The sequence below is a fragment of the Streptomyces sp. LN549 genome (assembly GCF_043203805.1).
In the GTDB taxonomy this organism is placed as follows: Bacteria; Actinomycetota; Actinomycetes; order Streptomycetales; family Streptomycetaceae; genus Streptomyces.
Genome location: NZ_JAZHRI010000002.1, coordinates 3,439,414 through 3,451,393, shown reverse-complemented (window position 1 = coordinate 3,451,393; position 11,980 = coordinate 3,439,414). Strand labels below are relative to the sequence as shown.

The following is an 11,980-nucleotide window of genomic DNA, read 5'->3' as shown; positions in this document are numbered from 1 at the left end:
CCCGGCAGGCGTCCGTGACCTGCTTCTCCCGATGCCGGAAGGAATGCGATGCCCACACCACAAGAGGCCACCCGAATGCGTTCGGGGACGGCCAGCGACACGGCGCACCTGACCGCGCGTGTCCGTGCGGCCGATGCCGTCGTCGAGCCGTCCCGCAGGCTGCTGGACGACCGGTTCGCCGCGTTGTTCGTGACCGAGCCGCCGCCGCCGGCGACCTCCGACGAAGCCCTGCAGCGGCTCGGAGCCATCGACCAGGCGCACGGCGGTTTCCTCGCGGAGATACTCCTCAGGCAGCGGTTCTTCGAACACGAGCTGATCCGCAGCGTGGCCGACGGGGTCCGGCAGGTGGTGATGCTCGGCGCCGGGTACGACACCACAGCGCTGCGGATGCCCGGCTACGACGGGCTGCGCTACTTCGAGGTCGATCACCCCGCCACCCAGCGCGCCAAACTGGCGACGCTCGCGCAGGAGATGCTCAGCACGCCCTCGGTCACCTACGTGCCGCACGACTTCGAGGCCGGCGGCTCCCTCGTCGGCGCCCTGGCGGAGGCGGGGTTCGATCCCGCGCAGCCGTGCATCGTCGGCTGGCTGGGCGTGACGTTCTTCCTTCAGCCCGGAGCGCTGCACCAGGCGCTCGCCGAGCTCGCCGAGATCTGTACGGCCGGCAGCGTCCTCGTCTTCGACTACATGGACGAATCGGTGATCGACGGGACGACGCCGTACCGGGGCGCGCTCGAAATGGCCCGCAAGGTGGGGGCGGAGGGCGAGCCCTACCTCACCGGCCTCACCCCGCAGTCGGCGGCCGAGGCGGTCCGCCGGGCCGGCTTCTGGCCGTTGGAGGAACTGCGGGTCCCCGACCTCGTCAAGCGGTTCGGCGGGTCCGACCCGTACTGCAACGGAGACGACTTCATGGGTGTGATGGCGGCCGAGCGGGCCGGAAACGGAGAAGCGGCATGACCTCGGTGGAAAACGGATCGGTACGCCACGGATCAGAGGCGTCGGACCCCTACGTGCTGTCCGCGCAGGACATCGACGCCCTGCTGACGGCCGCGCCGTGGAGCCGTTTCGCGGTTCTCGGCGACAGCCTGGCCGAGGGGCTCGGCGAGGCGGTGCCCGGCTACCAGGACGTCCCGTGGGCGGACCGGGTGGCAGCCGCGCTCAGGCGGCGACACCCCGGCCTGGAGTACCTGAATCTGGGGGTGCGCTATCTGCGGGCCTCGGAGGTCCGGGCCCGCCAGCTGAAGCCGGCGCTGGACTTCCGGCCCGACCTGGTCTCGGTCGTCTGCGGAGGCAACGACATGCTGAGCCGGGACTTCTCGGCCGAGACGGTCGAGGCGGAGCTGGCTGGGCTGATCGGCCCGCTGCGCGAGGCCGGCGCCGATGTCTTCGTCTTCACGATCCAGGACATCACCGCGGTCTTCCCCGAACAGCTCGGCGGCGGCGGGCTGCGGGAGCGCATCCAGGTGTTCAACGAGCAGGTGCGCTCGGTGGCCGCCCGGTACGGGGCGATGGTGGTCGACATGTGGAGTCACCCCACCAGCAGCAGCCGGGACGTCTTCAGCTCGGACATGCTGCACGCCTCGATGCGCGGGCACGCCGTCCTGGCGACAGCGGTGGTCACCACTCTCGCCGAACAGCTGGCGGAGACCGAAAGCCCCTGAGGGAGCGGTCTCAGTGAGATCTCAGTGAGCGCTGCCAAGGTAGTGACGTACCCCGGAACGCGAGCCGCAGGGCCTCGTTCCGGGGTACGAGGAGAGATTCCCGTAGCGGCCCAACGGGGATGAGGAGCTTGCTTCTCATCAGGGCTCCATGAGCCCACGCAGGTTCGAATCCTGCTCTCTCCGCTGTGAAACCGTTCTCGGCACAGACCTGGGGGGTCGGCATGCCTGGTTGGTGGGCACGCACCGGACTGGTCGTCTTCAACCCGACGGCCGGCGCGGGCCGTACCGACCGCATGGCAGCGGAAGCGGTCGTACGCCGGTGCGAGCGGTACGTCACCGACGTGACCGTGGTCCATACCGGATACCGGGGCCATGCCGAGGAACTCGCGGCCAAAGCGGCCGCCGACGGCATCGACGTGGTGATCGCGGTCGGTGGCGACGGCACCACGCGCGAGACGGCCGCGGGCCTTGTGCGCGCGTCGCTCGCCCGGCCCGACGGCCCCACCGGGGGGCCGGCGCTGGTGAACATCCCCGGCGGCACGGCGAACTCCGTCTTCCGTGAGATCTGGTCCGACAGGCCGTGGGAACAGGCCCTGGACGCGGCCCTGGGCACCTCCGGGCCGCGCATCCGCCGGGTCGACGTGGCCCGGATCGTGGAGACCGGCACCCTCGCGCTGCTCGGCACGGGAACGGGCGTCGTGGCCGAGGTGCTGGAGGCCGCCAACCGCCTCGGCTCCGTACCGGGCAGGGACCGTTACCGGCTGGCCGTGGCGGAGACGGTACGCACCGCCGCGCCGTATCCCCTCCGGGTCACGGTCGACGGCACCGTGGTCCACGAAGGGCCCACCTATCTGACCAACATCGGCGGCGGACGCTACCGGTCGGGCCAGTTCAAGCTCATGCCGCTGTCCGTGCTCGACGACGGACTCCTCGACATCTGTGTCGTCAGCGGCGACCTGCCCCTGCCGGAGCTGCTCCACCTGACCCAGGACGGCAGCCACGTAGACCGCCCGCAGGTCGTCTACACGCGCGGCAGGCGGTTCGTACTGGAACGGACCGACGGGTCCTCGCTGACGTGCGAGTACGACGGCGAGAGCGCAACCGGCATCGCGTCGCGCTGCACTGTCGAGATCCTGCCCGGTGTGCTCCCCGTCCTCGCGCCGTCCGCCGAGGAGTGACGCACCGTCGGCAGGGCTGATCACCCCTGAAGACGGAGGAGAGAGCCATGCACGACGTGACCAGTGGTACCGGCGGCAGCTGGACCCAGCCGATGGCCGGCACCACGCATTTCACCTGGGACTACGACGACGGCCGCCAGAGCCTGCTGAACCTGTACCAGAAGGGCAAGGACAAGCAGTGGGACAGCACCACCCGCATCGACTGGGAGCTGGAGGTCGACCCGTACGACGCGCTCGGTACTCCCGAGAACACGCTGGCCCTCTACGGTTCGCGGCAGTACGGCAAGCTCAACGAGAAGGAACGCCAGGAAATGCGCCGGCACATGGCCGCCTGGGAGTTCAGCCAGTTCCTGCACGGTGAGCAGGGGGCGATGATCTGCTCCGCCCGCATTGTCGAAACGGTTCCGGATCTCGATTCGAAGTTCTACGCGGCCACCCAGGTGATGGACGAGGCGCGGCACGCCGAGATATTCGCGCGTTTCCTCAAGGACAAGATCGGTATGGAATACCCGATCAGTTCCCATTTGCAGGCCCTGCTCGGCGACGCACTGTCCGACTCCCGCTGGGACATGCCCTATCTCGGCATGCAGGTGCTGATCGAGGGACTGGCCCTGGCCGCATTCGGAATTCTGCGCGACAAGACCAACAAGCCGCTGCCGAAACAGATGCTCGCCTACGTGATGCAGGACGAGGCGCGGCACGTGGCGTTCGGCCGGCTCGCACTGCGCGACTACTACGCGCAGCTGTCGTCCAAGGAGCTGGCCGAACGGGAGGAGTTCGTCGTCGAGGGCTGCTACCTGATGCGCGACCGGTTCCGCATGCAGGAGGTCTGGGAGAACCTCGGCTTCGACATGGCGGAGTGCATGGAGTACATGAACAAGGGACCCCGTATGCAGGCGTTCCGCTCCCGCCTGTTCACCCGGATCGTGCCGTGCGTCAAGGACATCGGCCTGTGGGGGCCGGCGGTCAAGCGGGCGTACGAGGACATGGGCGTCCTCGACATGGCGAAGAGCGATCTGATCGAGCTGATGAAGGCCGACGAGACCCAGGCCGAACTGATCGACCAGGAGCGCCGGCGGGAGCGGCTGCGCCGGGAGGACCAGGAGATCGCCGACCGGGTCGCCGAGGTCGACGCGGCGGTGGCGGCGGGCGCGTCGGACACGGCCGACTGAGCCGCCGGCGTGTCGATCCGGTGCGCGGAAGGCGCGTCGTATCGACGGCGTCAATCCGCCCCTCACCTGCGAACATACCGACGGTATCAAGAGTCCGAGGGCTCGGCATCTTCTCAACTTCCGCAGTATGGCGCGTATCTGATGCCCGATGGATGGTGTGATCCGTTGACGAGGCACCTCTCCCGTGGATACATTCCAACCATCGGTATGTTGGAGGTGTGATGATGAGCGCTCGATCTGCTGGCGCTGATACCAGGCCGGGGTACCTTCCCCTGCTGCTTCTGGCCTCCAGTGCGACCTTCTTGGCTGTACTGGATGTGACGATCGTCAATCTGGCCATCCCTGATCTCCACAAGGATTTCGAGGATGCGAAGCTGGCCGATCTTTCTTGGGTGATCACCGTGTACGCCACGGTCTTCGCCGCCCTGCTGGCACCCGCGGGCAGGCTGGCGGATGTGTTCGGCCGGCGCTCGCTGTTCAGGGCCGGTGTCGCCGTCTTCACGGTGATGTCCCTGGCCTGTGCGCTCGCGCCGAACCTGCCCCTGCTCCTCGTGGCGCGTGCGCTGCAGGGTGCGGGAGCGGCCGCCATGATTCCGGCGTCGCTCGCCATCGTCCTGGTCGACAGCCCGCCCGAGCGTCGCCGTGCGGCGATCGGGCAGTGGAGTGCCGCGTCCGCGCTGGCCGCGACCGTCGGCCCGTCGCTCGGCGGGGTGATGGTCGACGCCTTCGGGTGGTGGTCGCTGTTCCTGATCAACGTTCCGATCGGACTGCTGCTCCTGGTCCGCTCCGGCATCATCCCGAAGACGGTGAGGTCCGCGGAGTCGCGCGTACCCGACGTCATCGGAACGGTGCTGCTGGGTGTCGGGATCGGGCTGCTGAGCCTGGGCATCTCGAAGGGCAGCGACTGGGGCTGGGGCAGCACCGAGACCATCGCCTGCCTCTGTGTCGGTGCGGTCGCCATGGCCATCGCGGTGTCGCGTTCCCTGCGCCACCCCCAACCGGCGATGGAGACGGCGCTCTGGCGCAACCGCACGTTCGCCCTGGCCAATGCCGCGTCCTTCTTCTACGGCGCGGCGCTCTTCGCCTGGCTGCTGGTCGGCGTCCTGTACGTCACCGCGGTCTGGGACTGGTCCGAGCTGCAGGCCGGCCTCGCGGTGACCCCGGGTGCGCTGACTGCGACCGTCGTGGCTCTGTACTCCGGAAAGCTGATGGCGAAGTACGGTCCGCGAACGATCGTGGTCGCCGGTTCGGTGATCCTGGCGGCCACCGGGTTCTTCCTCGCCTTCACGCTTCCCGACGAGCCCATGTTCCTTGAGTACTGGCTGCCGACGGGCATTCTGGCCGGGGCCGGAATGGGTGCCATCACGACCGGCACCTCGACCGCCTCCGCTCTCTCGGTCTCCCCGCTGAAGTTCGCGGCGGCGACCGGTCTCAGCCAGACGGCCCGCCAGGTCGGCGGGGCATTCGGTATCGCCACCCTTGCCACGCTGCTCATCGACGCCGGCGACAAGCCGGACCCGTACGGGCACGTACTCCTCTTCTGCTCGGTCGCCACGGTCCTGACCGGCCTCGCGGGTCTCGGCCTCGTCATCAAGAGCGATCCCGCCCCGGCCCAGGCCGCGGCGCCCGACGCGCAGAGGTCACCTCAGGAGAAGACCGCCAGTTAGCTCTGTCCGCGGGACAGACATGGACGAAGGATCAGGTTCCGTAATGCCCATCAAGTCAAGTGAAGCCCTGTACACCGGTGTGGCGACCGCGGAGGGCGGCCGTGAGGGCCGCATCTCCACCGATGACGGCAAGCTCGACGTCGTCGTGAGCCAGCCCAAGGAGCTGGGAGGCAGCGGCGCGGGCACCAACCCCGAGCAGCTCTTCGCGGCCGCTTACAGTGCGTGTTTCCACGCGTCGATCGGGATCGTCGCCCAGATGAAGGGCATCGACGTCACGGGTTCCAGCGTGACCGCGAAGGTCGGCATCGGCAAGAACGACGCCGGTTTCGGGATCGTCGCCGAGCTCACGGCGTCCATTCCCTCGGTCGATGCCGCCACGGCCGCCGGGCTGGTGGAGAAGGCGCACCAGATCTGCCCGTACTCCAAGGTCACCCGGGGCGACATCGAGGTCACGATCGTCACCGCCTGAGCACACGCGCTCACCGGACAGGCCGCACCTCCCCCTGGGGTGCGGCCTGTCCGGCTGTCTGCCCGCGCCCTGTTGACTGGAGCTATTCAGCCACTCAAGATGTGAATAGAAAATTCACAGTCGCGAGGAGGCACCGCCATGTCAGGACCCCGCCCCGTACGGGCACCGCGAGGTACCGAACTGAGCACCCTGGGATGGCAGCAGGAAGCCGCGCTGCGCATGCTGCAGAACAACCTCGACCCCGAGGTCGCCGAGCACCCCGACAAGCTCGTCGTCTACGGCGGCACGGGCAAGGCGGCCCGCGACTGGCGCTCGTTCGACGCGATGGTCCGCACGCTGCAGACGCTCAAGCAGGACGAGACGATGCTCGTCCAGTCCGGGCGGCCGGTCGGCGTCATGCAGACGCACGAGTGGGCCCCGCGGGTCCTGATCGCCAACTCCAACCTGGTCGGCGACTGGGCGAACTGGGAGGAGTTCCGCCGCCTCGAGTCCCTCGGGCTCACCATGTACGGCCAGATGACCGCCGGATCGTGGATCTACATCGGCACGCAGGGCATCCTGCAGGGCACGTACGAGACGTTCGCCGCCGTCGCCGCGAAGAAGTTCGGCGGGACGCTGGCCGGGACGATCACGCTGACCGCCGGGCTCGGCGGCATGGGCGGCGCCCAGCCGCTCGCCGTGACGATGAACGACGGCGTCGCGATCTGCATCGACTGCGACCCGCGCGCCATCGAGCGCCGCATCGAGCACCGCTTCCTGGACGTGAAGGCGGACAACCTGCAGCACGCGCTCCAGCTGGCCACCGAGGCGAGGGACGCACGCAGGCCGCTCTCCATCGGCCTGCTCGGCAACGCGGCGGAGCTGCTGCCCAGGATGCTCGCCGAGGGTGCCCCCATCGACATCGTCACCGACCAGACCAGCGCGCACGACCCGCTGGCCTACCTCCCGCTCGGCGTCGAATTCGACGACATGGCGTCCTACGCCACCGAGAAGCCAGCCGACTTCACCCAGCGCGCGCGGGAGTCGATGGCCCGGCACGTCGAGGCGATGGTCGGCTTCATGGACGCCGGCGCGGAGGTCTTCGACTACGGCAACTCGATCCGCGGCGAGGCACAGCTCGCCGGATACGAGCGGGCCTTCGACTTCCCCGGCTTCGTGCCCGCCTACATCCGGCCGCTGTTCTGCGAGGGCAAGGGCCCGTTCCGCTGGGCGGCGCTCTCCGGGGAGGCCTCCGACATCCACAGGACCGACAAGGCGATGCTGGAGCTCTTCCCGGAGAACGAGTCGCTGCACCGCTGGATCAAGATGGCCGGCGAGCGCGTCCACTTCCAGGGCCTGCCCGCCCGCATCTGCTGGCTCGGCCAGGGCGAGCGCGACAAGGCCGGCGAGCGCTTCAACGACATGGTCGCCAGCGGCGAACTGGTCGCCCCGCTGGCCATCGGCCGTGACCACCTGGACTGCGGCTCGGTCGCCTCGCCGTACCGCGAGACCGAAGCCATGCTCGACGGATCCGACGCGATCGCCGACTGGCCCCTGCTGAACGCCATGGTCAACGTGGCGTCCGGGGCGTCCTGGGTGTCGATCCACCACGGGGGCGGTGTCGGCATGGGCCGCTCCATCCACGCGGGGCAGGTCACCGTCGCCGACGGTACGAAGCTGGCGGGCGAGAAGATCCGCCGGGTGCTCACCAACGACCCGGGCATGGGCGTCATCCGGCACGTCGACGCCGGGTACGACATCGCGGAGTCGGTCGCCGCGGAGCGCGGGGTCAGGGTCCCGATGCGCGAGGGCGGCACGGGCGATGCCTCCGGCACGAGCTCCGCGTCCGGCACGAGCTCCGCGTCCGGCACGGGCGATGCCTCCGGTACGGGTGACGCGTCCGGCACGGGCGGGACCGCCGCGTGAGCCCCACCTTCCACGCGATGTGGGCGTCGTTGCGGAACATCGGCCGCAACGCCGAGTCCGGCGGCTACCGGCGCTACGCATGGACCGGGGCCGACGCCGACTGCCGCCTCTGGTTCCGGATGCAGGCCGAGGCCCGCGGCCTCGACTGCGAGGTGGACCGCAACGGCAATCAGTGGGCCTGGCTCGGTGACCCCCTCGCGGGGGACGCCGTCGTCACCGGCTCGCACCTCGACTCCGTGCCGGACGGCGGAGCCTTCGACGGACCGCTCGGGGTCGTCTCCTCCTTTGCCGCGCTCGACGAACTCCGCCGCAGGGGAGTGGAGTTCAACCGGCCGCTGGCCATCACCAACTTCGGTGACGAGGAAGGGGCGCGCTTCGGCCTCGCCTGCGTCGGCTCCCGGCTCGCCGCCGGGCAGCTGACCGCCGAGGCCGCGCACCGGCTGCGCGACGGCGACGGCGTCACGCTGCCCCAGGCCATGGAGGCGGCCGGGTACGACCCCGACGCCATCGGCCCGGACCCCGAACGGCTCGCCCGTATCGGCGCGTTCGTCGAGCTCCACGTCGAGCAGGGCCGCGCCCTCGACCTCACCGGCGACCCGGTCGGCATCGCCTCCGCGATCTGGCCGCACGGACGCTGGCGGTTCGACTTCCGGGGCGAGGCCAACCACGCGGGCACCACCCGGCTCGCCGACCGCCGCGACCCGATGCTCACGTACGCCGAGACGGTGCTCGCCGCCCGCCGGGAGGCGGAACTGACCGGTGCACTGGCCACCTTCGGCAAGATCGCCGTCGAGCCCAACGGCGTCAACGCCATCCCCTCCCTCGTGCGCGGCTGGCTCGACTCGCGCGCCGCCGACCAGGACACCCTGGACACCGTCGTCGCCGGTATCGAGCGGGCCGCCCGGGAGCACGCCGAGCGTGCCGGGATCGACCTCGACGTCGTACGGGAGTCCTTCACGCCGGTCGTGGAGTTCCAGCACGCCCTGCGGGACGAGCTGGGCGCGATCCTCAAGGGCTCCGCCATCCGGGACACCGGACGCGACGTTCCCGTGCTGGGCACCGGAGCAGGACACGACGCGGGTATTTTGTCCGCTTCGGTCCCTACCGCCATGCTGTTCGTACGGAACCCCACCGGGATCTCGCACTCGCCGGCCGAGTACGCCGCCGAGGACGACTGCGTGGCCGGGGTGATCGCACTCGCCGACGTACTGGAAGGTCTCGCGTGCCGCTGACGACGGAAGTGACGGGCAAGCCCGCAGAACACCGGCTTCCCACCGTGACGTATTGGCTGTCCCACGCCTGGCTCGGCACCCATGTCGAACCGGACGTCGTCCTGGAGGTGGCCGACGGGCGCATCGCCGGTGTGCGGACCGGCGTCGACGCCCCGCCGTCCGGCGCGACCGTGCTGCGCGGGCTCACCCTGCCCGGTCTCGCCAACGCCCATTCGCACGCCTTCCACCGCGCCCTGCGCTCCACCGTCCAGGTCGGCTCCGGCACCTTCTGGACCTGGCGCGAGATCATGTACCAGGTCGCGTCCCGGCTCACCCCCGACACGTACTACGACCTGGCCCGGGCCGTGTACGCCGAGATGGCGCTGGCCGGCATCACCGCGGTCGGTGAATTCCACTATCTGCACCACGCGCCGGGCGGCGTCCCGTACGACAACCCGAACGCGATGGGCGAGGCCCTGATCGCGGCAGCCCGCGAGGCCGGCATCCGGATCACCCTGCTGGACACCGCCTACCTCGCCGCCGGATTCGGCCGTCGGCCCTCCCAGTACCAGAAGCCCGACCAGCACCAGTTGCGCTTCTCCGACACCACCGCCGACGCCTGGGCGGAGCGCGCCGCCCTCCTCAAGGGCGACGAACACGCCCTGATCGGCGCGGCCGTGCACTCCGTGCGGGCCGTCCCCGCCGATCAGCTCGCCACTGTCGCCCAGTGGGCCGAGGAGCGGCAGGCCCCGCTCCATGTCCACCTCTCCGAGCAGACCGCGGAGAACGACGCCTGCCTCGCCACCCACGGCCGCACCCCCACCCGGCTCCTCGCCGACCACGGCGTCCTCGGCCCCCGCACCACCGGCGTGCACAACACCCACCTCACCGGCGAGGACATCGAACTCATCGGCTCGACGGCCACCGGCACCTGCATGTGCCCGACCACCGAACGCGACCTGGCCGACGGCATCGGCCCCGCGGTCGCCCTCCAGCGCGCCGGATCGCCGCTCTCGCTGGGCAGCGACAGCCACGCCGTGATCGACCTCTTCGAGGAGGCCCGCGCGATGGAGCTCAACGAGCGCCTGCGCACCCGGACCCGCGGCCACTGGACGGCCGCCGCACTCCTGCGTGCCGCCTCTGCGGACGGCCACGCCGCACTGGGCCGGCCCGACGCGGGCATCCTCGAACCGGGCGCCCCGGCCGACCTCGTGACCGTCGCCCTCGACTCCGTCAGGACAGCGGGGCCGGTGCCCCGACTGGCAGCCGAAACAGCCGTATTCGCCGCCTCCGCAGCCGATGTGCGCCACACCGTGGTCGCGGGCCGGCACATCGTCCGCGACGGACATCACGCTTTGGTCGGCGACGTCCCCGGAGCGCTCGCGAAGGCCATCGCGGCCCTGCACCACTGAGCAGTCCGGCGGAGAACCCTCCACCGCCCTCGCGTAAGGAGAGCAGCACCCCGATGACGACCACCGCCATCACCCACATCTCCGCACTGGTCACCAACGACCCCTCCCTCGGTGACGGTTCCCCCCTCGGACTGATCCAGGACGCGGCCGTCGTCATCGAGGGCGACCGGGTCGTCTGGACCGGTGAATCAAGCAAAGCACCCGCCACTGACAAAGCCGTCGACGCCGGCGGCCGGGCCGTGATCCCCGGCTTCGTCGACTCCCACTCCCACCTCGTCTTCGCGGGCGACCGCACCCAGGAGTTCAACGCCCGGATGTCCGGCCGCGCCTACAGCGCGGGCGGTATCAGGACCACCGTCGCCGCCACCCGGGCCGCCACCGACGAGGAGCTCTCCGCCAACGTCGCCCGCTACCTCGCAGAGGCACTGCGCCAGGGCACCACGACCTTCGAGACCAAGTCCGGCTACGGCCTCACCGTCGAGGACGAGGCCCGCGCCCTGCGCATCGCGGCCCGCCACACCGACGAGGTCACCTTCCTCGGCGCCCACATCGTCTCCCCGGACTACGCGGACGACCCCGCCGGTTACGTCGACCTGGTCACCGGCCCGATGCTCGACGCCTGCGCGCCGTACGCGCGCTGGATCGACGTCTTCTGCGAGAAGGGCGCGTTCGACGGCGACCAGGCCCGGGCGATCCTGACCGCGGGCCGCGCCAGGGGACTGCACCCCCGGGTCCACGCCAACCAGCTCGGGCACGGCCCCGGCGTTCAGCTCGCCGTCGAGCTCGATGCCGCGTCCGCCGACCACTGCACCCACCTCACCGACGCCGACATCGACGCCCTGGCCCAGTCGGAGACCGTCGCCACGCTGCTCCCCGGCGCCGAGTTCTCCACCCGGGCCCCCTGGCCCGACGCCCGCCGCCTCCTCGACGCGGGCGTCACCGTCGCACTCTCCACGGACTGCAACCCGGGCTCCTCGTTCACCTCGTCCGTGCCGTTCTGCATCGCCCTCGCCGTCCGGGACATGGGCATGACCCCCGACGAGGCGCTCTGGTCCGCCACCGCGGGCGGCGCGGCCGCCCTGCGCCGCGGCGACATCGGCCGGATCGCACCGGGGGTCCGCGCCGACCTGGTGGTCCTCGACGCCCCCAGCCACGTCCACCTCGCCTACCGGCCGGGCGTACCGCTGGTCCACGAGGTCTGGCGGAGCGGTGAGCGCGTCGCGGCGCCGCGCAGCGGCTGAGCAGCCGTCACCAACGCGGAAGGACCTGCCCCTTGGCGAGGCAGGTCCTTGATCCGGCAGTCCC

Annotated in this window: 10 protein-coding genes and 1 tRNA gene; all 11 read left to right on the top strand. The window is 70.4% G+C overall.

Translation table 11 applies throughout. From position 1 onward, the window contains the following. Positions 1–48 precede the first annotated feature (48 nt). Positions 49–957 carry a class I SAM-dependent methyltransferase gene (locus tag SH922_RS15380; protein WP_393058521.1) on the top strand — a complete coding sequence of 303 codons (909 nt, stop codon included), beginning with the start codon at positions 49–51 and terminating at the stop codon, positions 955–957. Beyond that, positions 954–1,661 (top strand): SGNH/GDSL hydrolase family protein, encoded by a 708-nt coding sequence (locus SH922_RS15375; protein ID WP_393058520.1) that lies wholly within the window; start codon positions 954–956, stop codon positions 1,659–1,661. Before SH922_RS15380 ends, SH922_RS15375 begins: the two co-directional genes overlap by 4 nt. A gap of 90 nt (positions 1,662–1,751) precedes the next feature. Then, positions 1,752–1,844 (top strand) — tRNA-Leu (locus SH922_RS15370). 38 nt (positions 1,845–1,882) lie between these two features. Beyond that, positions 1,883–2,839, top strand: coding sequence for a diacylglycerol/lipid kinase family protein (locus SH922_RS15365; protein WP_393058519.1), 957 nt, complete (start codon positions 1,883–1,885; stop codon positions 2,837–2,839). Positions 2,840–2,886: 47 nt separating this feature from the next. Then, positions 2,887–4,011 carry a ferritin-like domain-containing protein gene (locus SH922_RS15360; RefSeq protein WP_393058518.1) on the top strand — a complete coding sequence of 375 codons (1,125 nt, stop codon included), beginning with the start codon at positions 2,887–2,889 and terminating at the stop codon, positions 4,009–4,011. A 221-nt stretch (positions 4,012–4,232) separates the two neighbouring features. After that, positions 4,233–5,678 (top strand): DHA2 family efflux MFS transporter permease subunit, encoded by a 1,446-nt coding sequence (locus SH922_RS15355; protein ID WP_393058517.1) that lies wholly within the window; start codon positions 4,233–4,235, stop codon positions 5,676–5,678. 43 nt (positions 5,679–5,721) lie between these two features. Next, positions 5,722–6,147, top strand: a complete 426-nt coding sequence (locus tag SH922_RS15350) for an organic hydroperoxide resistance protein (RefSeq protein ID WP_393058516.1) — start codon at positions 5,722–5,724, stop codon at positions 6,145–6,147. A gap of 138 nt (positions 6,148–6,285) precedes the next feature. Then, complete coding sequence (hutU, locus tag SH922_RS15345) at positions 6,286–8,052, top strand: urocanate hydratase (protein WP_393058515.1); 1,767 nt, start codon at positions 6,286–6,288, stop codon at positions 8,050–8,052. 17 nt (positions 8,053–8,069) lie between these two features. Beyond that, complete coding sequence (locus SH922_RS15340) at positions 8,070–9,284, top strand: allantoate amidohydrolase (protein ID WP_393063577.1); 1,215 nt, start codon at positions 8,070–8,072, stop codon at positions 9,282–9,284. Continuing rightward, entirely contained in the window at positions 9,275–10,675 is a 1,401-nt protein-coding gene (locus SH922_RS15335; RefSeq protein WP_393058514.1) for a formimidoylglutamate deiminase, read from the top strand. The genes SH922_RS15340 and SH922_RS15335 overlap by 10 nt, the downstream gene beginning before the upstream one ends. A 53-nt stretch (positions 10,676–10,728) precedes the next feature. Further along, entirely contained in the window at positions 10,729–11,916 is a 1,188-nt protein-coding gene (gene hutI / locus SH922_RS15330) for an imidazolonepropionase (protein ID WP_393058513.1), read from the top strand. The last annotated feature ends 64 nt before the right edge of the window (positions 11,917–11,980 follow it).